This is a genomic window from Hymenobacter siberiensis (genome assembly GCF_018967865.2).
GTDB classification, from domain to species: Bacteria; Bacteroidota; Bacteroidia; order Cytophagales; family Hymenobacteraceae; genus Hymenobacter; species Hymenobacter siberiensis.
This window is the reverse complement of sequence record NZ_JAHLZY020000001.1, coordinates 1,163,550-1,184,070: the sequence shown is the minus strand read 5'-3', so window position 1 is coordinate 1,184,070 and position 20,521 is coordinate 1,163,550. Positions and strand designations below refer to the sequence as shown.

Sequence of the window (20,521 nt, the reverse complement as noted above, 5' to 3'; positions counted from 1 at the left end):
GCCGGCTGCTACGGCCGCCGGGCCAAAAGATACTCTTGTTTTTTTCGTCCCTCATTTTCCATCATCATCATGGCAGCCGATACCTCCATCACCAAAGTCGATTCGCAGCACTCCCCTACCGGCCCCGACGGCGAAAAATACCTCGCCTCGGGCACGCACATCGCCATGCGCATGTGGGAAAACGAGCAGCCGGGTGAACCCAAAGCACCGGCCACGCGGCCATACGAAACCGTGGGCTACGTGCTCAGCGGCCGGGCCGAGCTGCACCTGGCCGGCCAGATGGTGGTGCTGGAGCCCGGCAACTCCTGGGTAGTGCCCAAGAATACGGAGCACACCTATAAAATTCTGGAAAGCTTTTCGGCCGTAGAGGCTACGTCGCCGCCCGCCCAGGTACACGGCCGCGAGGATAAATAAACAGCTGATAACCCTTATGAAAACCCGCGAACTGGGCCGCACCGGCCAACACGTTTCAGCCCTGGGCCTGGGCTGCATGTCGATGGCCTCGGACTATGCCTATGGCCCCAGCGACGAGCGCGAGGCCGTGGCTACGCTGCACCGGGCGCTGGAGCTGGACGTAACACTCTGGGACACGGCCGACATCTACGGCTTGGGGGCCAACGAGACGCTGCTGCGACAGGTGCTGGTGCCCAACCGGAACCGCGTTTTCCTGGCCACCAAGTTTGGCTTTGTAGCCGACGGGGCGGGCGGCTCGGCCGTGGATGTGCGTCCCGAACGCATAGCGGCCGCCTGCGACGCCAGCCTCCAACGCCTCGGCATCGACACCATCGACCTGTACTATGCCCACCGCATCGACCCGGCCGTACCGGTAGAGGAAATGGTGGGCGCGATGGCCGCCCTGGTACAAGCCGGAAAAGTGCGGTTTCTGGGCCTGTCGGAGGCTTCGGCGGCTTCGTTGCGGCGGGCGGCAGCTACGCACCCCATCGCGGCGCTGCAGTCAGAGTATTCGATGTTTACCCGCGATGTGGAGGCGGATATTCTGCCGGCGTGCCAGGAACTGGGCATTAGCCTGGTCCCGTTTTCGCCGCTCGGACGCGGGCTGCTCACCGCCGTGGGCCCCCAGCTGGCCGACCAGGACCTGCGCCGCAGCATGCCCCGCTTCGGGGCCGAGGTGGGCGATGCCAACGCGCCGCTGGTGGGCGGGCTGCGGCAGCTGGCCGAGGCGCGCGGCATCAGCACGGCACAGCTGGCGCTGGCGTGGCTGCTGGCGCAGGATGGCCACATCATCCCCATCCCGGGCACCAAGCGGCCGAAATATCTCGAAGAGAACGCCGCAGCGGCCGATGTGGCGCTTACCGCTGATGATTTGGACCAGCTGCGTGCTCTGCTGGCGGCCCACCCGGTGGTGGGCGCCCGCTACGGCGAGGGAGCCCTAAAACTGGTGAACCGCTAAGGGGGCATCACAGCCACAGCTATTAGCGCTGGGCCTGAACAATGAAACGACATGCTGCACTACGCGCAGCATGTCGTTGTTTTTTACCGGGCTCTATTAATCAAGCCCATTGGAACTCCGCTGAGCCGCCACGACCCAGTCGTACACCATTTTCAGGAGGGAGAATTCCTGAAAGGGCTTGGTCAGGTAGTCGTTCATACCAGCGGCCAGGCACTTGGCCCGCTCGCCGGTAATGGCGTTGGCAGTGAGGGCGATGATGGGCACGGCGAGGCCCAGCTCCTGCCGCAGGATACGGGTGGCCTCGTAGCCATTTTTGATGGGCATCTGCACGTCCATCAAAACCAGGTCGAAGGCCTGGATGCGGGCTAGTTCTACGGCGGCCTGGCCGTTGGGGGCCTCCGTCACGGTCATTCCGGCATTGGTGAGGAAACTGGTGGCCAGCATGCGGTTGAACAGGTTGTCCTCAACCAGCAGAATTTGCTTGCCCTGTAGCGCCTGTTGCATGCAGTCGAGGTCGCCGTGGTCTTTCGGCGAGAGGTGCCAGGCATTGCCCGCGGGCAGGCGCAGGGTGAACCGGCTGGTGGTGCCGTGGTTTTTCAGGCTTTCGATGTGCAGCTCGCCGCCCAGTAGGTGCACCAGCTTCTTGCTGATGCCCAGGCCCAGGCCGGTGCCGCCAAACCGCCGCGTCACGGTAGAATCTTCCTGGCTGAAATCATCAAAAATATGGTTCAGGTACTCGGCATCAATGCCAATGCCGCTATCCTGCACGGTGAATTCGACCAGCAATTCTTTCGTATCAGCGCCCTCCAGCAACCTACAGCCCAGGCATACCGTGCCCTGCTCGGTAAATTTCACGGAGTTGCCGGCCAGGTTCAGCAGCACCTGGGTGAGGCGGTAGGGGTCACCGAGGACTACTTCGGGCAGGGCTGGGTCGAGGGTGGTGATGAAGGTGAGGCCCTTTTCCTCCGCTTTGTATAGCAGGGTCTTTTCGACCTGGGCGCAGATGAGCCCGGGGCTGAACCCGATGTGCTCGATGGCCAGCTGGCCAGCCTCAATCTTCGACAGGTCGAGGATGTCGTTGATGATGACGAGCAGGTTTTCGGCCGAGGCCGTGATGGCGTGCAGGTAGCTGGCCTGCGGGGCAGCCAGCGGGGTCTTGGCCAGCAGCTGGCTCATGCCCAGAATGGCATTCATGGGCGTGCGGATTTCGTGGCTCATGTTGGCCAGGAAATCCTGCTTGGCCTGGGTACTGCTTTCAGCCTGCACCTTGGCTTCGCGCAGGCTGGCTTCGAGATTTTTCTGGGGCGTCACATCGAGGTAGATGCCAATGGAGCCGATAAGCCGCTGGTATTCGTCGTAGAGCGGGGCACCGCTCATCAGCAGCCACTTGCGCTCGCCGGTTTTGGTGGTTACCACCACTTCGTAAGAATCGGAGATGCCGTGCTCCCGGGTGAGCAGCTTGCTCTCCGCCAGCTCCAGGTCGGGGCCGCTGAGCAGCAGCGGCGACAGGGGCAGGCCGGTCAGCTCTTCGGTACAGTAACCAGTCATGTCGCAAAAGCTCTGGTTGGCGTAGAGCAGGTGGTCGTTCAAATCGACCTCTACCAGCCCGAGCGACATGTTTTCGATGATGCCCCGGTATTTTTCCTCGCGGCGCTTCAGGTCCTCTTCGGCTTTGATGCGGGCCGTGACGTCCTCGTACTTCCAGAGGTGGCCAATGTAGCGGTCACCGTCGAAGATGGGCGTGAAGGCCCGGGACAAGATACGGCCGTCGTGCAGCGGAATAATGTCGCCGGTAGTGGGCTGGCGGCGGCGCAGCAGCGCCGCAATGCGCGCCACGTACTGATGCGGCTTTTTGACATATTTGCGCGAGCTTTCGGTGAGCCAGCCCCCGTTGCGGCCGTGGAGCCGGGCAGGAACCAAGGGTATTTCCAGCAGCTGGCAAAATGCCTCGTTGGTGAACACAATGCGCCGGGTTTCATCTTCCAGCACCAAGCCGTCCTGGAAGTGCGCAATCACCGTGGCCAGCTGCTGGTTGGAGGTATCGAGCGCCTCCTCGGCATCCTTTCGGGCCGATATGTCACTCTGCAAACCACTTAAAATCAGTGCTTTGCCAGTATTATCCCAGGCTGTGATGGCGGCGCGGCTCAACACCCACTTATAGCTGCCGTCCTGGCAGCGCATCCGGTATTCGGTGATGGCCCTTTTGCCGCCGGTTTGCACGTAGGCCCCCGCTGTTTCCAGCACCTGCGCCAGGTCGCCGGGGTGTACGTGCCCGAGCCAGGTTTCGTATTCGTCGGAAAAGCCGTCCTCGGTATACCCCAGCATGGCTCTGTATTCCGAGGAAAAGGTAATTTGACGGGTATGCAGATTCATCTCCCAGGCCCCATCGCCGAAGCCCTGCATGGCCAGCTCCAGGCGCAGGCTGCTTTCGCGCAAGGCGCTTTCGGCTAGTTTCAGGGGCGTCACATCGAGCAAAATTCCGCTGTACGTTACCCAGTCGGGGCCGGAGCTGGTCAGAATCGAATTACCCCGCATCCAGCGGACAGGCTGGCCGGACACGACGATGCGGCCTTCGTATTCCCACGGAACCCGGTTGCGGGTGGCATGGTCGAGCGTCTGCAGAAACCCTTCCAGCTCGTCCGGATGGATATAATCGGTCATACGGCCGAGCTCGGACGGTACCACTCCGAACAGCTCCTGCACCTTGGGGCTCACATAATTAAAAAAGAATGAGCCATCGTCCTTTTTTTGCCACTCGTAGAGCACACCGGGTACGTTTTCGGCCAGGTTGCGGAAGCGCCGCTCGCTGTCTACCAGCCGCAGCTGGGCCAGTTTCCACTCCGTGATGTCTTCGAGAAGGCCCACGAAATGAACCACCCCATCGGCTGCCTCCGCCACCGACCGCACGCTCACGCGCAACCAACCATCAGCGCCCGGCCGCGGGTTAATTACCTCGTACTGAAACGGCTCGCGACGCATCTGGCTGTCCCAGATGTACGCCACCGTGGCCTCATCGCGCAGGCTGGGGCGCAGGAACGCGTCTGGCTTTTGGCCGGCCACCGCGCTCAGCTCCAGGCCGCACAGCTTCGTAAAGCCTTTGTTTACCCACTGCACATAGCCGGCGCTATTGGTCAGCACCAAAGCCGTGTGCTGCTCGTCGTAAGCCAGCAGGCTGGGCGGCACATAGGCCGCCTTAGAGGGCATGGTGGCTACCGCCAGCTGGGCGCGCAAGGCCGCATTCACAGTTTTCTGCTGGGCTAACGCCACTTCGAGCTCGGCACGGGTCATAAGAATGTGTCAGCTAAAAGCTCTTCGGTAATTGAATAAAAACGGCGTAAGCGACAATGCCGTTGCCTGGGCAAGTGGGGGCGCGGTACTGGCCGAGAAGGGGTTCAGCCGGGCAGTAGTCGGCCCGTTAGCCCCAGGCTAATAGATACGAGAATAACCACACTTGCGGACTTTAGCGTCCGATTTTTTCCTGGCACAGAAGCTTCTTCAATGACTGGAGGCCCGTAGCATTGCGACACCCGTTGTACCGGGCAGCCCACCCACTACCGAACCAGCGCCTGCTGCAGCTGCTCGATGAGGCGCGCCTGGGCCGGGCCACTGAAGCCGGCCGCCGTGTAGGCCCGGAAGGCTACCGATAGGCCGCCCGGCTTGAGGGCAGTGACGACGACCTGCGGGGCGGGCGTGGGCAGCACGTCAGCATCGGCCGCCATCAGCGGAATGGCCCAAGCGCGTAGCGCGGCCAGGTCGGTGGGGTTTTCGAGGTCGGCCACGATTTCGACCAGGGCCTTATTCTGGGCCGTTTTATTGATGATGACGTTGTTGGAAGTGGCCCCGTTGGGCAGGATGATGGTATCGCCGTGACCGGTGACGAGGATGGTATTGAAAATCTGGATTTCGCGCACCTCGCCCGATTTACCCTGCGACTCAATGGTATCGCCCACCACGTAGGGCTTGAAAATGAGGATGAGTACGCCGCCCGCGAAATTGGCCAGCGTGCCCTGCAACGCCAGCCCCACCGCCAGCCCCGCCGCCCCCAAAATTGCTACAAACGACGTGGTTTCGAAACCCACCATACCGGCCACAGATATCAGCAGCAGCACTTTGAGCACGATGTTAATCAGACTGGTCAGGAACGAGGCCAACGACACATCCAGGTGCCGGGAGGCTTTGGCCACAACGCGGCTGGCCCAGCCAATGAGCCACCAGCCCACCATCAGCGCCACCCCGGCCATGAACAGGCGGGGCAGGTAGAGCACAACGATATCCTGGAACTGCCGGGCGTAGCTAGTCAGTTGATTCATAATTAATTGAAAGAAAATAAAGAATGCTGATAATGAAGCTGTTTAGAAAGTCCCCGAACGGTCATGCTTCGCTGCGCGCTGCATGACCGTTCGGGGACCTTTTGTGACTTGCTAAACAACTCCAATGACAGCCGTTATCGAAATTGCTTATGGCATCGCCACCAGCTCCACGCCCAGAATCTGGTCGCCGATGTCGAGCTTGTGCACTACGTCCATGCCGCCCACTACCTGGGCAAAAATGGGGTAGCGGCCATCCAGGTGCGGCGTGGGCGTGTGGGTAATGAAGAACTGGCAGCTCTCGGTGTCTTTGCCGGCCGAGGCCAGGCCCACGCTGCCCTCCTCGTAGCGCAGGTCGCCAAACTCGGAGCGCAGATTGTAAGGCGCGCTGCCGTTGCCATCGCCGCGCGGGTCGCCACCCTGGGCCACAAAATTGGGCACCACACGGTGGAAATACAGGTTGTCGTAGAAATGCTGGCCGATGAGCGTGACGAAGCTGGCCACCGCGCCGGGCGCTTCCTCGGGCTTCAATTCCAATAAAATAATGCCCTTGCTGGTACGCAGCCGCACCTGCTGGCCCAGCGGCACGCCCTGCACCACGGCCCAGTCGATGGGGTGCTGCGCGGCCGTGACCAGCGGCGAGGACGTGGGTTTGGGCGATTTTTCCAGCTTATCGAGGGCCTGTTGGAGGCCCTGCCAGGCTTCGATTTCGCGGGGCAACTGTAGCTTAGCCTGGGCCTGGCGCAGGGCCGCGAGGTCGGCGGGCCGGGGCTGGGGGTAGAGTTTAGTGTCGGCCAGGGCCTCGGCGGCGGTGCCGAGCTGGGCCACGTCGCCGCTGGCCAGGGCCTGGCGCATGGCGGCGGCAAAATCGGCCTGGCGGCCGGCCGGAAAATCGGCACTGCGGCGCATGGTGAGCAGTGCGCCCAGCGCGTAGCCCGCTACCACCGGCGACTGCCCCGCCGCAAACGCCTCGGTCCGCACGAAGTCAAATGCGGCCGGGTCTTCACTCAGCGCTTCCAGCAAAAAGCCTTTTTCGTACACCGTGGGCGCGGCCGGGTAGCGCTTCGAAATGGTTTCGACCAAGCTAGGCCGGGCCGCCGGACTGGCGTGGCGCACGGCCGCCCGCAGCAAGGCCGCCCGCACCCGCACGGAGGCCTGCCGGTTGCCATCGGCCAGGGCCGCCAGCAACGCGCCCGATTCGCCCTTGGCATGGGCCAGCAGCCATTCGGCCGCCGTGAGGGCCACGGCGGGCTGGTCGCGGTTGAGGGCCGTGAACACGGCTTTGCGGCTGGCCGGGTAGTTTTCCGCATCAAAGGGCAAGACCCGAATGGCGCTGAGCCGCACCCGGTAGTCGGGGTCCTTGGTGGCGAGGCGGGTGAGCACGGCGGCTGCCTGGCGGGCCGCTGGGGGTGCCTTTACTGCTGGCGAAGGAGCCTGCGGGGCCATGTTAACTGGAGTGGACGGCACGGGCATCGAAGCCATGTCTGGCAGGTTGGCAATTTTGCCCAGCGTGCTGGCCGCTGCCGCTCGCACGGCATACGAACGGTCTTTCTGAACCACGCGCAACAGCGTGTTCTCGGCCAGTCTTTTCAACTCAGCATCGAGCCCCCGGGTGCGCGACAGGGCCACTACCGCCGCCAGCCGGCCGCGCCCAGGCAGCTTGGGCGAATTCAGGACCAGCACGGTGCGCCGGATGCTCTCGGGCGAAACCAGGCCGCGCAGGGAGGCGCGGCTCAGGCCCCAGGCAAGGGCGGCGGCGCGGGAAGTATCGTTCAGGATTTCGACGCGCCAGAGCTCGGGTAGGCTGTGGCGGGTGACGGTGCGGCCCAGGGCTTCGTGCACGTAGCGGCGCACCGTGCCGTCTTTTTCCAGCAGGACGCGCACGCGCAGGCTGTCCACGGCGGTGCTGTCGCCGGTCTGGCCCAGGGCGTAGGCGGCGGCGCGGCGCACGCCGGGGTCGGCATCGCGCAGCAGTGGGAGGAGGCCGGGCACGGCCGCCGGCGCCTGCACCGAGGCCAGCGCCAGGGCCGCTTCGCGCCGGTACGTAGGGTTGCCGTCGGTGAGGAAGGGCAGAATGGCGGCGGTGTTGCGCTCGTCCTGCGCCGTGCCGATTTGGCGAATGGTGGCGTCGTGGTACTTGTTGGCGAGGCCGGCGCTGGGGCGCGGCGTGCGGGCGCAGGCAGCCGCCAGCAATAGCAGCGGCCAGAAACGTAGGAGGCGAATGGGCATAGGGGAGTTGTAGCGTATGCTTTAGCTTGCGCTTACGGGGCAAAAGGAAATAATGGCTGGACCGGGGCGCAAGCTAACGCACGCGCTACTCGCCGCCCCAGGAATCTTCCTGCGGGGCAGCTTCAGTCGGCAAATAGTCCGTTCCGATGTCTTTCAGCAGCGCATCAAGCCCGGCAAACAGCCCGGCGTTGCCGTGCTGCTGGTAGCCGGCCAGGGCCGTTTCGAAATTGCGCAGGCCGTAGAGAAACGCCCGCAGGTTATCAGCCGTGATGGCCTCGAAATGCCGGCCGTAGCCCATCTGCTGCACTTCGGCGGCGTTCAGCCACTGCTCGAACTGGGCCGGAATGGGAATGGCGCAGATGGGCTTGTGCAGGAACACGGCCTCCGAAATCAGCGAAAAGCCGCCGTTGGTGACCACGGCGCGGGCGCTGGCCAGGTCGGCAATAAAGCCGGCTTCGGAAAAGGCACAGAGCTGCACGTTGCCGTGGATTTCCTGCTTGTTGAAGCCGTAAACGCGGAATTCCTGGTCGGGCAGCTGTTGCAGCAGCGGCACCAGGTTCTGCTGCGTAGTGGCCGATTGGTACACCAGTACGTGCCGGCCGTTGGTGGGCGCGGCGGCCAGAATTTCGGGCCGGATAATGGGCGGCACCAGCGTGGTGCGCTGCTTGGCCAGTTCCAGATTGAAGAACGTGGTGACGAAATAGTGGCGGCTGTGCGGCAGCTTGGCCCGCACAATGGCTTTGGCCAGCTGGTGGTTTTCGCGCTCGGCCTTCGGCACGGCCACATTCAGCTTGGCACGGCTGATAATCTGCATATTATCAATGCTGACAATGGGCAGCCGGCGCAGCTTCGCGAATAAATAGCTGAATGATTCAAAGTCCGAAACCACCACTTCCGGCTCGAAACCGCCCAGCAGCTCGCGGTAGCGGGCGAAGTTGACGCGCAAATCCTCGGGGGCGGTGCGCAGCGTGCGCACGGCCGTGCGCAGCTTGCTCACCGCCAACCCATTATACGCCAGATGGAAACCCCGGATTTCGTGCACCCGGCCCGGGAATGCGGCGGCCAGCATGGTGTAGGCGCGGCTACTGCTCACCACGCGCACTTCGTGGCCCTGCGCCAGCAGGTGGCCGATAACGACTTTGCTGCGGGTGGCGTGGCCCAGGCCCTCGCCGGGCACTCCGTATAATATCTTCATCGCTGATTGACGCTGATTGACCGTGATTTCGTTGATTGTGGACGGTGCGGCTAAGTGGATTAATCGGCAAATAACCGAAAAACCAGCGGGTGGCGGGGCAACCCATGAAAAAGCCCTGACTCGGCTGAGTCAAGGCTTTAACAATCACGAAATAACGGTTAATCAGCGTCAATCAGTGATTTATTCGGCCACCACCAGCTTCTCACTGCGGGTGCCTTCGCTCGACTCCAGCCGCACGATGTAGATGCCGGGCGCTACGCCAGCCAGCGGCAGGGGCAGCTGCTGCGGCCCGGCCGGATAGGCTTTCTGGCGCACCACGGCGCGCACCAGGCGGCCGGTGGCATCGAGCAGCGAAACCGTGACAGGGCCGGCCCGCTCCTGCTGGAAACTGATGCTGCCGCTGCCGTGCACGGGGTTGGGGTACAGGGCCATTTGCACAGTGCCGGGGGTGGTGGCCACGCCGGGCGCGGTGCTGAGCACGACGTTTTCGTCGCCGGCGCGGTAGGGCAGCAGGTCGAAATAGGTGAGCAGCATTTCGGCCGTCGTGCTCTCGCCCCATTGGGTGGTGACGGGTGGGCTGTTGGGATTGCGCGGGTTCTGAGCGGTGTTGTCGTAGGTGGCATCGGCCATGAGGCGCGAGCCGGCCGGGATTTTCAGCGGGGCGGTGAAGCGGAAGACACCCTGCCAGCGGAAGTCCCAATCATTGATTTTTATCAGCTTAATGGTATCGCCGTTGGGCTTTACCGCCCACACCTTCCAGCTTTTGCTGAGCAGGTGGGCGTGGGGCGCGGTGCTGAGAATGGTGACATCGACCGGCACGTTGAGCTGGGCGTGGAAGGTGCTCACCTGATTGGCCGGAATGATAAACGGGCCGTTGCTGAGCGTGACCGGCGAGATGGCCGGCACCGTCTGGATGTAGCGCGTGACGGGCTGGCGGGCAAAAAACACGTTCACCACCGATGAGTCTTTCTGCGTCACGTAGTTGGGGCCGTAGTGCACCTGCACCAGCAGCGCGGCTCGGCGGTAGAGCTTCTTGCCCATGCCCGAAGGATAAAAGCGCGACTGCATGCCCGGCACCCAGGCCGCGAAGTTGGTTTCGAGAGGGTTGAAGCCGAAACCGCCGAACTGCGTGTAGCCGTAGCCGGGCGCGGCCGCATCCAGGGCCTGGGCCTGCTGCGTGGTATCCATGCCGATGATGACGTGGTGCACGATGCCCTTATTGCCGGGCCGGAACTCGATGGCCGCGATGTCGCGGTCGGCGGGCATGTTCACGGGCAGCACGAAAATGCGGTACATATCCTGGCCATTGCCCAGGTGCGTGAAGGCCTGGGCCATCGGAATCACCAGGTCGGGCGTGCCCAGCTGCGAGCGGCTGGGGTACGTGGGCACGGCCGGCGTAAGGGCAGGGTTGCCCTGCGGCGTGCCGGCATCCACCCAATCCCGGATTTTGGCGATTTCTGCGTTGGTCAGCGTGTTTTCGTCGAGGTAGTGGCGGTAGTTGGGGTCGGGCTTCCACGGCGGCATGTAGCGCGTACCGGTCACGTACTTAATGGTCTGGGCGTGGCTCACCACTTCGGCGTAGGTGGTGAGCGGAAACGGCGCTACTTCGCCCGTGCGGTGGCAGCTGGTGCAGTGCTGGTACACCAGCGGCGCAATGTCCTGACTGAACGTGTACTGCGGGGCGGTCTGGGCCTGCGCCGGGGGCGCGGTCATCAGCAAAGCCAGCAGCAGGAGTAATGAGAAGAAGCGGTGTTTCATGAGGTTTGAAAAGAAAGAATCGTAGAACGTCATGCAGAGCGCAGCGAAGCATCTTGCCCGCCACCACTAATCCAGTCGATTGAATTGCGTTGAGCGGTAAAGATGCTTCGCTGCGCTCTGCATGACGTTCTATTTGTTAAAGTTAAGCCCCGAGACTCTTCTCAAATTTACTCAATAAAACAGCCCACCGGCTCAGTACGCGGCACGGCTACAGGCCGTCCTTCAGCCACGTCGGCCAGCGCATCGGCCAGCTCGTGGTGGCGCGTCACGGCGCGGTGCTGGCCCAGGCCGGCGTAGGCATCATCGAGGCGGCCCTGGTAGAGGATGGTGCGGCCGTCGGCGGCCACTACCACGGCTTCGGGCGTAACGCGGGCGTGCAGCTTGTTGGTGAGCTGGTGGCCGGCATCGGCTTGCAGCGGGAAAGCCACCTGATAGGTTTTAGCGAAGGCCGTCAGCCCGGCCAGCGTGGTTTCCCGGGCCGGAAACACTCCTACGAAGCGCACGCCCTGCGCCCCGTAGCGGCCGTGCAGCTCCCGCAACGGCAGCGTGGCCGCCTGGCTGATGGGGCAGGTTTCGGCCAGAAAAATATAAACCGTGATGCGTAACGCGGGTGCCGTACTCATTCCAAGAAAATGTAGCAGCAGGAGTAGCAAGAGCGGCATAAGCAGATTTTGAAAGGCTTTTTAAATAGAAAAGCTGTTTAGGAAGTCCCCGAACGGTCATGCTTCGCTGCGCTCTGCATGACCGTTCGGGGACTTTTTGTGACTTTCTAAACAACTCCAGAAATTTGTCATTCCGAAACAGGGAGAGCCGGAAAAAAGCTGTTCACTTACTTTTATCCGAATTCCTTTCTCCACTTGATGCGTGGAATGTCGGAATGACAAGCACTGCAACTACGCATTTACCAGACACCGGCCTGCCGGGCCGGGTTCCGACTTTTCGGCCCGGTTTTCGTTTATGCCGCCACAACCTCTTCTTAGCTTACCCATGAATATCGCTGTTTTACGCTCCAGATTCCGGTCCTGGGGCACTGCTTTGGCCGCTGGCTCCCTCCTGCTGGCCACCGCCTGCTCGGCTCCGCGTGCCATCATCGCCACCGGCAAAGTCACGCCCCAGGGCGAGTTTCGGGTGGGGTACAACCAAGGCTTCAACGTAGCCACGGCCCCCCTGGCCAAAGCCGGCAACGCGGTGAAGGAAGCCGCCAGTCAGGCCGCCAGTCAGCAAAAAGTAGACTACACCGACGCCACTACCCAGCTGCAGGCCGCCGCCCTGGCCTACATCCTCGACCCGGTGCAGCCCACCGCCGACCTCAGCATCCGCTATGGCATCGTGCCGCGCCTCGATGCTGGCTTTAAGTACGCCTTTGGCTCTTATGTATTTGATACGCAGTACCAGCTGTTGGGCCCCACCGGCACCCCCGAAAACCCCGGCCGGGGGGCGGTGAGTGGCACCACTTATGCCAGCATCGGCCTGCAGTTTGCCACCCAGCGGGCCAAGCTGCCCAGCCTGCCCTTCCTGTCCGACATCAACTCGGTGCTGAATTTCCGGGCCAACCGCAACGACCTGCTTATTCCGCTCACTTTCAGCCAGTCGTTTGGGCCGGAGGAGGAAATCGGGGCCATCAGCTACGGCCTGGTGTATGCCCACAGCTGGGTGAGCTACGGCTTCGCGCCCACCAAAATCTATAATGGCTCGGTGCAGGTACCCGAGCTGCCGCTGCAAAGCCGCAACTTCTCCTCGTTCGGCGGCTTTGTCAATCTGAAGCTGGGCTATCGGTATTTCTACGTCATCCCGGCCGTGTCGCTTTTCTACCAGAACTACGGCGATTACGCCCTCCTCAATGGCCAAAGCACCTCGCTGAGCGGCATTACAGTGGTGCCCTCGCTGGGCTTCCAGCTGCGCATTCCTAATTTCACGAAGTAGCCCGCGCAGGCTCCGGCTGCCCCGAAGCGGTGCCGCATCTTCCGGATGCGGCACCGCTTTTCTTTTGCCCACTGCCGTCTGGTAGCGGCACGGCGGGCTTCATCGGGGCCCCCACCGCAGAATGTGGCTTTCTATGGCTTTCTTTGTTGCCCGTTTTTCAAAACTTTACGTAGCAGCTGCCGCTCAACTTTTCCACCCCACCCATGGAAGCTCCCAACCCCGAATTCATGCGCGAAGCCATTCGCCTGTCTATCGACCAGATGAAGGCCGGCCACGGCGGCCCCTTCGGTGCAGTAGTGGTGAAGGACGGCCAAATCATTGCCCGCGGCTTCAACCAGGTCACCACCACCCACGACCCCACCTGCCACGCCGAGGTTGATGCTATCCGCAAAGCCTGCAAGGCGCTGGGCACCTTCCAGCTCGACGGCTGCGACCTATACACCAGCTGCGAACCCTGCCCCATGTGCCTGGGCGCCATCTATTGGGCCCGGCCGCGCCGGGTGTTCTACGGCAACACCAAGGCTGACGCCGCCGCCATCGGCTTCGACGACCAGTTCATCTACGAAGAGCTGGACCGCCCCATGGAAGGCCGTAAATTGCCCATGACGCAGCTGCTGCGCGATGAGGCTTTGGCTGGATTTAAGGCCTGGACGGAACTGGAAGGACGGACCGAGTATTAATAATTAGCTACCGTTCCGGAACGTCATGCCGAGCGTAGCCGAGGCATCTCGCCCGCTTCGTTGCAAAGACATTGATTACTACTGCACGCGAGATGTCTCGGCTACGCTCGACCTGACGTGCTTTCTGAATCGCATCAAGCTACTATGATTGAATTCTATCTCAACGACCAGCCCATCCGCACTGCCGAGGCGCCGGCCAGCGCCCTGCTCGATTTCGTGCGCTACCACGAGCAGCTGAAGGGCACCAAAATCGGCTGCCGCGAGGGCGACTGCGGCGCCTGCACCGTGCTGGTGGGCGAGCTGAGCGCCGACGGCCAGACCGTGAGCTACCAAAGCATGACCAGCTGCCTCGCGCCGCTGGGCAACGCCGCCGGCAAGCACATCGTCACCGTAGAGGGCATCAACGCGGCCGGCAGCCAGCTCACGCCCGTGCAGCAGGCCATCGTGGACGAGGGCGGCTCGCAGTGCGGCTTCTGCACGGTGGGCTTCGTGATGTCGCTCACCGGCCACAGCCTGAGCGGGCAGCCAGCTACGGAGAAGAACACCATCGCGGCCATCGACGGCAACATTTGCCGCTGCACCGGCTACAAGAGCCTGGAGCGCGCCGCCGCTACCCTAACCGCCGAGTTGGCCGGCCGCCCCGCCGAAAACGCCCTGGCCTGGCTCAGCGAGAAGCAGTTCGTGCCCCGCTATTTTGCCGAAATCCCGGCCAAGCTGGCTGGCCTGCGCCCCGCTGCCCCGCAGGCTGCTCAAGCCACTGCTGCTTCAGTAGCAGCGGCCACCACGCCCCACGCCAACGGCGGCAGCACGGTTTCAAGCTCGCCCAACGGCCACACCCAAAGCCAGAACGACCACTCACCATCTCACCACCTCACCACCTCACCACTCATTGGAGGAGGCACCGATTTGCTGGTGCAGCGCCTCGAAGAATTGCGCGAGCAGCCGGGCGTGCGGCTGATTTTCGACCAGCCCGGCCGGCGCGGCATTCGGCGCGAAACCACCGGCCGCGTGGTGCTGGGCGCCGCCACCACGGCCAGCCAACTGCTCGAATCGGAGCTGCTGCGCGGGCTGCTGCCCAACCTGCCGCAATACCTGAAGCTGGTGAGCAGCACGCCCATCCGCAACATGGGCACGGTGGCCGGCAACTTCATCAACGGCTCGCCCATCGGCGACCTCACCATCATGTTCCTGGCCCTGGGCGCGTCCGTCACGCTGCTCGACGCAGCTGGCAACACCCGTGAGCTGGCCCTGCCCGACCTCTACCTGGGCTACAAAAAGCTGGCGAAAGTGGCCGACGAGCAGGTCACCGAAATCAGCTTCCCCACCCCGCTGGCGGGCGACTTCTTCCACTTCGAAAAAGTATCCAAGCGCACCCACCTCGATATTGCCAGCGTGAATTCCGCCGCCTGGCTGCGGGTCGAAAATGGCATCATCCAGGCGGCCCGCGTATCGGCGGGCGGCGTGGGGCCAGTGCCGCTGCTACTGGCCCGCACCAGCGAGTTTCTGGTTGGCCGCGAGCTCACGGCCGAAACCCTGACCGCCGCCAACGCTGTGATGCAGGCGGAAATCAGCCCGATTTCCGACGTGCGCGGCACCGCCGACTACAAGCGCCTGCTGCTGCGCCAGCTGCTGTGGGCGCATTTCCTGGAGGCAGCGCCGGAATTGGCGGTGGATGAATTGATTTAAATTTAAGTAGCGCCTAACGTTCGCCTCACCCCCGGCCCCTCTCCGAAAAGGAGCGGGGAGCCTGACGATTTCCGTCCGTGCATAGCCGGTGCCCCCTCTCCTTTTCGGAGAGGGGGTCAGGGAGTGAGGCGCCCCGCCCGAACGAAACTCCAACCATGAACCACCTCGACCCCAACCGCCACGTGCGCGGCGAATCGCAGTACCTCGACGACGTGCCCGTGCAGCAGGGCACCCTGTACGCGGCCGTGTTTGAAAGCCCGCTGGCCCACGGCGTGCTCCGCCGCCTCGATTTCAGCGCCGCGCTGACCGCGCCCGGCGTGGCCCGCGTGCTCACGGCGGCCGACATTCCCGGCATCAACCAGATTGGCGGCATCGTGGCCGACGAGCCGCTGCTGGCCGAGGGGCACGTGCATTTCCGGGGGCAGCCGGTGGCGCTGGTGCTGGCCCGCACCGAGGCGCAGGCCCACGCCGCCCTCAAGCTGATTAAGGTCGAAATCGACCCGCTGCCCATCATCACCGACCCGCGGGTGGCGGCCGCTCAGGGCGAGCTGATTGTGCCGCCTCGCACCTTCAAAATCGGCGACTCGGCAGCGGCTTGGGCGGAGTGCGCGCACGTGTTTGAGGGCGTGGCCGAGAGCGGCGGGCAGGAGCATCTGTACATCGAAACGCAGGGCGCCTATGCCTTTCCCACCGAGATGGGCGGGGTACGGATGATTTCCTCGACGCAGGGGCCCACGGCCGTGCAGCGCCATACGGCCCACGTACTGGGCCTGGGTATGCACCAGGTAGAAGTGGATGTGACACGCCTCGGCGGCGGTTTCGGGGGCAAGGAAGACCAGGCCACGCCCTGGGCCGCCCTGGCCGCCCTGGGTGCGTTCCTCACCAAAAAGCCGGTGAAGCTGGTGCTCGACCGCATGGCCGACATGCGCATGACCGGCAAGCGCCACCCCTACTCGTCCGATTTCAAAATCGGCTTCGATGCCGACCTCAAAATCGCGGCCTACGAAGTCACTTTCTTCCAGAATGCCGGGGCTGCCGCCGACCTCTCGCCGGCCGTGCTGGAGCGCACGCTCTTCCACGCCACCAACGCCTATTTCGTACCCAACGTGACGGCCACGGCCTTTTCGTGCCGAACAAACTTACCGCCTAACACGGCCTTCCGGGGCTTCGGCGGGCCGCAGGGCATGTTTGTGATGGAGTCGGCCCTGGCCAAAGCGGCGGAAGAATTGGGCCTGCCCACCTTCGAGCTGCAGCGCAAAAACCTGCTGCGCGAGGGCGACCTCTTCTCGTACCGCCAGCCGGCCGAGATGTGCCACGCCGAGCAGGCCTGGGACACGGCCGCGCAGGAGTTCGATTTGGCGGGTATCCGAGCCGATGTTGAGCAGTTCAACCAGTCGAATAAGCTGAAAAAGAAGGGCTTTGCGGTGATGCCGATTTGCTTCGGCATCTCGTTCACCAAAACGCCCATGAACCAGACGCGGGCGCTGGTACACATCTACTCCGACGGCTCGGTGGGCATCAGCACGGGCGCGGTGGAAATGGGCCAGGGCGTGAACACGAAAATCGCGCAGGTGGCGGCCCGCACGCTGGGCATTTCGATTTCGCGCATCAAAATCGAAACCACCAACACCACCCGCGTGGCCAACACCTCGCCCAGCGCCGCCAGCGCCACCGCCGACCTCAACGGCAAGGCCACCGAAATGGCCTGCGCCGCCCTGCGCGAGCGGCTGCTGCGCCACGCCTGCCTCGAATACACGCTCAACTACGAGGGCCTCGAAATCCACGACGAGCAGGTGCTGGCCGCCGGCGTGCCCGCCGAAACCAACTGGGAGAAGCTGGTGTCGTCGGCCTTCTGGAAGCGCGTGGCCCTCACCGAAAACGCCCACTACGCCACTCCCGACCTGCATTTCGACGCTACCACCAACACCGGCCACCCCTTCGCCTACCACGTCTACGGCACGGCCCTGACCAGCGTGACGGTGGACTGCCTGCGCGGCACCTACACCGTGGATGCCCTGCAAATTGCCCACGATTTCGGCCAGAGCTTCAACCCCGTCATCGACCGGGGCCAGATTGAGGGCGGCGCGGTGCAGGGCATCGGCTGGATGACCATGGAAGAAGTGGCCTACAACGCCGAGGGCCGCCTGCTCAGCAACTCGCTCAACAGCTACAAAATCCCCGACATCTACGCCGCCCCCCGGGTGCTCGACGTGCATTTCCTCGACACGCCGGGCCACCCCAAGGCCATCCTGCGCTCCAAGGCCGTGGGCGAGCCCCCGCTCATGTACGGCATCGGCACCTACTTCGCCCTGCGCGACGCGGTGCGGGCCTTCCAGGGGCATACGGCGCTGCCATTTTCCTCCCCACTCACGCCGGAAAAGGTGCTGGTGAGCTTGTACCCGGAGTTTGCTAACGGACAAACCTCACCCCCAGCCCCTCTACAAAAAAGAGGGGAGCCTGTTCCGCAATAGTGGTTCTAATTACTAAAAGAGTGTTGATATCATGGCAGCAACTGTATCTTTTTTTGGACCAATAACTACTACCTTCGGTTTCTGGAGCGGATTTCAATATTCTATAGATGAGCAAGAATGATTAAAGTAGTCAACAGCTTTAGCTTTGAAAAGGAGAAAATATGCAATAGCAGCGCTCCTATGCTATTCACATGTGAAACCGATGTAGGATACGAACCATATTTCGTAAAATACATAATGCAACCCAATGAGTTCGATTGCCTTGTATATGAGATAATATGCACCAATTTGGCAAATCATTTTGGCGTCACAACACCCGAAATAGCACTTGTCAATATAATTGAGGACAGTTTTGATGCATCTCTATTAAAGAAAAATACTCAGTATTTTAAAGCCGGAGTCACTGCTTTCGGCTCTCTAAATGTTTCTCAGGAACATATAATGCTTAATAAACAGGAAACGATTGTTGATAAAACTGCGTTCAACCTTTACAAAAACCCTATCGACTTCGTCAAAATTGCTTTCTTTGACCTACATGTAGATAATAGAGACAGAAATGAAGAGAATTTTAATATAATTATAACAAAAACTAGGCCCACCGAATTATTTGCAATAGACCATTTTGATTGCTTTTCGTCAAGAGGAAAAGTCGGAACATTTAGTTCAAGCATTCCTTTCAATATAAATGAGACAATTATCAGAAGTCCTATTTGCGTAAAAGCAATAGAATTTCTGGAGTTCGACCTGATAAAGCAGACTCTGGACGAATATCTTTATCTTTGCAACCCTGAATTGCTTTGTGGCATTGTTGACGAGGTTTTTGCCTGCCTGCCACAAGATTGGAATCTGACAAAAAATTTAAATAATAGAATAAAATCTTTCATTTGCGACTCAAATCGTTTGGATGACATATATCAGCAGTTGCTTCAAACTGTGCAGCGTTTTAAATCTAAGACAAAATGAAAAGCTTCATTTCGCTAATTTACATAAAAACCAACCCCGTTTCGGACGAAAAAATCTGTATTGGTATTTTTGTGGGCGGGGAAGAAAGAAACATATTTGCTTGGTCTGACAGCAAACTCAAAATATGCACCAAACTGGTATCTGGAGACATATATCCGTCTTTAAGCAAAACTTTTATCAACATCAGCAAAGATGCCAAGGAGTCAGACTCTGCAGAAAACGGATTAAAAAAGCTCTTTATTGATAATTACAAATATTCGCACAGCTATTTTGAATATTTGAACAGATACAATGACGGCATTATTGAGTTTAAGGAGCCTAAAATACTACCTAAACAGATATCCGATGATGACTTCAAGAAGTTATTCAAACTTTATGTTGGCGAGAGCATAATTACTCCGAAAGATAAACACGAAACTTTTTACAAGAAAGTAAAAAGTCATCTACTAAACCCAGTTTTTGCTCAAAAAACGAACTTAAACTACAAAATTCCTGAAGAAGTAATTGGGACAATTTACCGACCACAATTAGTCGACTTTATCAGTTGTAACGGAAATATTTTAGCAGGAAATGCTATAGACTTTTCTGCAACACCTTCTAATATCGAAAGCAAGCTCTATGAATTTCGTGCTCTAGTGCAAGGTCTAAAGCAATTTGCTCGAAATAAAAATTTCAGAGGGCGTGGCAAGTACACTGTCTATTTTGATAGTCCAACAGGAGTTGAGCAGAGCAAAATACTGAACAACGCATACAAGGATGATACAAAGGACTTCGACATGAAACCTATCGAAGATATTGATGATGTCGTCACAACTTTAGAATCTCACGACTACAAGAAATTCTCTGAAATAATTACCCTTTAAATTAATTACGAGTTTTTTTCACTTATAGTCAACCGCAAAAAGGGATTCTTTCTACTTACCAAATTTAGTAAGTAGAAAGAATCCCTTTCTGTTTTATCGAATGAATACTAAATTCTATTAAATATTTCCCTCCCCACTATGATGTAGAAGAACGAGCAGGTTCTATGCTGAAGCTCTTGTAGCTTCAGCCTCTTTTCGTTTCTGCCGCAGCTCAGGGCTTTGGGAAAGGAGTTGGGCGGGCGCGGGCCGGTGGCGGCAGCGCCGAAGGAAGGGGTAACCGGTGCGGGCTTTGCAACGCCACCCGCCGGTTTCTTTCGTCGCCCCTATGACGCCGGAAATGGTTTTCATACTTTTGCACCCCGATTTTACGCCCCCCCCCCCTACTTGCAACTTACCCGCTCTATCCCACTTGGTACCCACGTCCAGGGCTTCCTGATTTATGCCGCCGGCGATACTGCCGCCGCGCTGCTGCTGCATCAGTTTAGCTTGCTGCGACTGCTGGGCATGGCCCTGGTGGGCGGCTTGCTCTACTCCATGGAGGTACCGGCTTTTTTCCGCTGGCTCGACGCGCGGGTACCGGCTCGACCCGACGGCAGCCAGCTACGCAAAACCAGCCGCGCCGCCCTCACCCTGCTCTACTTCAACCCGCTCTGGATTGCCCGGCACTACGTGTTTCTGGCCATATTTGGGGGCGCCACCGAAACGATTTCGCTGGCCCTGCTGCCCGTCGCCGGCCGCTCCTTCCTGCTGAACGCCCCGGTTTCGCTGGCGGCCAACTACTACATTCAGAACTGCGTAGCCACCGAGCGGCGCTTCATGGCCAGCGCCATCTTCTCGGGGTTCATGGCCGTGTCTTACGCCCTGAGCGCCGCCTGGCTGTAGGGCTGGCGGGGGGCGTTCTGGCGTGCGCCTCATCCCCTAGCCCCTTCTCCGAAAAGGAGAAGGGGAACTAGATTTTAGTTTTATAACCTGGGTCTTTAGAGCTAGAATTACGGCTAGCCCCCTTCTCCTTTTCGGAGAAGGGGCTGGAGGATG

At 60.4% G+C, this 20,521-nt stretch carries 15 protein-coding genes; 9 read left to right on the top strand and 6 right to left on the bottom strand.

The window, feature by feature from the left end; translation table 11 throughout:
* The first annotated feature begins 69 nt into the window (after nucleotides 1-69).
* On the top strand, nucleotides 70-414 hold the full coding sequence (locus KQ659_RS05195) for a cupin domain-containing protein (protein WP_216689987.1): 345 nt from the start codon (nucleotides 70-72) through the stop codon (nucleotides 412-414).
* A gap of 16 nt (nucleotides 415-430) precedes the next feature.
* Nucleotides 431-1,411: an aldo/keto reductase gene (locus KQ659_RS05190; protein ID WP_216689988.1), complete on the top strand. Its 981-nt coding sequence runs from the start codon at nucleotides 431-433 to the stop codon at nucleotides 1,409-1,411.
* 96 nt (nucleotides 1,412-1,507) lie between these two features.
* On the opposite strand, the gene KQ659_RS05185 is transcribed toward KQ659_RS05190, so the two are convergent.
* The 6 genes from KQ659_RS05185 to KQ659_RS05160 form a co-directional block, all read right to left on the bottom strand.
* Nucleotides 1,508-4,699, bottom strand: coding sequence for a PAS domain S-box protein (locus KQ659_RS05185; protein WP_216689989.1), 3,192 nt, complete (start codon nucleotides 4,697-4,699; stop codon nucleotides 1,508-1,510).
* A 263-nt stretch (nucleotides 4,700-4,962) separates the two neighbouring features.
* Nucleotides 4,963-5,721: a mechanosensitive ion channel family protein gene (locus KQ659_RS05180; RefSeq protein WP_216689990.1), complete on the bottom strand. Its 759-nt coding sequence runs from the start codon at nucleotides 5,719-5,721 to the stop codon at nucleotides 4,963-4,965.
* A 147-nt stretch (nucleotides 5,722-5,868) separates the two neighbouring features.
* Nucleotides 5,869-7,947, bottom strand: a complete 2,079-nt coding sequence (locus tag KQ659_RS05175; RefSeq protein WP_216689991.1) for a peptidylprolyl isomerase — start codon at nucleotides 7,945-7,947, stop codon at nucleotides 5,869-5,871.
* A gap of 85 nt (nucleotides 7,948-8,032) precedes the next feature.
* Nucleotides 8,033-9,142: a glycosyltransferase family protein gene (locus KQ659_RS05170; protein WP_216689992.1), complete on the bottom strand. Its 1,110-nt coding sequence runs from the start codon at nucleotides 9,140-9,142 to the stop codon at nucleotides 8,033-8,035.
* Between the two features lie 180 nt (nucleotides 9,143-9,322).
* Entirely contained in the window at nucleotides 9,323-10,900 is a 1,578-nt protein-coding gene (locus KQ659_RS05165) for a T9SS type A sorting domain-containing protein (protein ID WP_216689993.1), read from the bottom strand.
* A gap of 167 nt (nucleotides 10,901-11,067) precedes the next feature.
* Nucleotides 11,068-11,523 (bottom strand): redoxin domain-containing protein, encoded by a 456-nt coding sequence (locus KQ659_RS05160; protein ID WP_216689994.1) that lies wholly within the window; start codon nucleotides 11,521-11,523, stop codon nucleotides 11,068-11,070.
* 364 nt (nucleotides 11,524-11,887) lie between these two features.
* On the opposite strand from KQ659_RS05160, the gene KQ659_RS05155 reads away from it, so the two are divergent.
* The 7 genes from KQ659_RS05155 (at nucleotide 11,888) to KQ659_RS05125 (ending at nucleotide 20,368) form a co-directional block, all read left to right on the top strand.
* Nucleotides 11,888-12,823: a hypothetical protein gene (locus tag KQ659_RS05155; RefSeq protein ID WP_216689995.1), complete on the top strand. Its 936-nt coding sequence runs from the start codon at nucleotides 11,888-11,890 to the stop codon at nucleotides 12,821-12,823.
* A gap of 203 nt (nucleotides 12,824-13,026) precedes the next feature.
* Nucleotides 13,027-13,503 (top strand): nucleoside deaminase, encoded by a 477-nt coding sequence (locus KQ659_RS05150; RefSeq protein ID WP_216689996.1) that lies wholly within the window; start codon nucleotides 13,027-13,029, stop codon nucleotides 13,501-13,503.
* 144 nt (nucleotides 13,504-13,647) lie between these two features.
* Nucleotides 13,648-15,189: an FAD binding domain-containing protein gene (locus KQ659_RS05145; protein WP_216689997.1), complete on the top strand. Its 1,542-nt coding sequence runs from the start codon at nucleotides 13,648-13,650 to the stop codon at nucleotides 15,187-15,189.
* A gap of 155 nt (nucleotides 15,190-15,344) precedes the next feature.
* Entirely contained in the window at nucleotides 15,345-17,660 is a 2,316-nt protein-coding gene (locus KQ659_RS05140) for a xanthine dehydrogenase molybdopterin binding subunit (protein WP_216689998.1), read from the top strand.
* Nucleotides 17,661-17,777: 117 nt separating this feature from the next.
* The gene (locus KQ659_RS05135) at nucleotides 17,778-18,623 is read left to right on the top strand and encodes a HipA family kinase (protein ID WP_216689999.1); all 846 of its coding nucleotides are present in this window, start codon (nucleotides 17,778-17,780) and stop codon (nucleotides 18,621-18,623) included.
* On the top strand, nucleotides 18,620-19,486 hold the full coding sequence (locus KQ659_RS05130; protein WP_216690000.1) for a hypothetical protein: 867 nt from the start codon (nucleotides 18,620-18,622) through the stop codon (nucleotides 19,484-19,486). Before KQ659_RS05135 ends, KQ659_RS05130 begins: the two co-directional genes overlap by 4 nt.
* Before the next feature lie 384 nt (nucleotides 19,487-19,870).
* Nucleotides 19,871-20,368, top strand: coding sequence for a hypothetical protein (locus KQ659_RS05125; RefSeq protein WP_216690001.1), 498 nt, complete (start codon nucleotides 19,871-19,873; stop codon nucleotides 20,366-20,368).
* Nucleotides 20,369-20,521: the final 153 nt, after the last annotated feature.

Coding starts and splice junctions, on each gene's coding strand:
- KQ659_RS05195 (WP_216689987.1), top strand. CDS start 70: ATGGCAGCCGATACCTCCATCACCAAAGTCGATTCGCAGCACTCCCCT.
- KQ659_RS05190 (WP_216689988.1), top strand. CDS start 431: ATGAAAACCCGCGAACTGGGCCGCACCGGCCAACACGTTTCAGCCCTG.
- KQ659_RS05185 (WP_216689989.1), bottom strand. CDS start 4,699: ATGACCCGTGCCGAGCTCGAAGTGGCGTTAGCCCAGCAGAAAACTGTG.
- KQ659_RS05180 (WP_216689990.1), bottom strand. CDS start 5,721: ATGAATCAACTGACTAGCTACGCCCGGCAGTTCCAGGATATCGTTGTG.
- KQ659_RS05175 (WP_216689991.1), bottom strand. CDS start 7,947: ATGCCCATTCGCCTCCTACGTTTCTGGCCGCTGCTATTGCTGGCGGCT.
- KQ659_RS05170 (WP_216689992.1), bottom strand. CDS start 9,142: ATGAAGATATTATACGGAGTGCCCGGCGAGGGCCTGGGCCACGCCACC.
- KQ659_RS05165 (WP_216689993.1), bottom strand. CDS start 10,900: ATGAAACACCGCTTCTTCTCATTACTCCTGCTGCTGGCTTTGCTGATG.
- KQ659_RS05160 (WP_216689994.1), bottom strand. CDS start 11,523: ATGAGTACGGCACCCGCGTTACGCATCACGGTTTATATTTTTCTGGCC.
- KQ659_RS05155 (WP_216689995.1), top strand. CDS start 11,888: ATGAATATCGCTGTTTTACGCTCCAGATTCCGGTCCTGGGGCACTGCT.
- KQ659_RS05150 (WP_216689996.1), top strand. CDS start 13,027: ATGGAAGCTCCCAACCCCGAATTCATGCGCGAAGCCATTCGCCTGTCT.
- KQ659_RS05145 (WP_216689997.1), top strand. CDS start 13,648: ATGATTGAATTCTATCTCAACGACCAGCCCATCCGCACTGCCGAGGCG.
- KQ659_RS05140 (WP_216689998.1), top strand. CDS start 15,345: ATGAACCACCTCGACCCCAACCGCCACGTGCGCGGCGAATCGCAGTAC.
- KQ659_RS05135 (WP_216689999.1), top strand. CDS start 17,778: ATGATTAAAGTAGTCAACAGCTTTAGCTTTGAAAAGGAGAAAATATGC.
- KQ659_RS05130 (WP_216690000.1), top strand. CDS start 18,620: ATGAAAAGCTTCATTTCGCTAATTTACATAAAAACCAACCCCGTTTCG.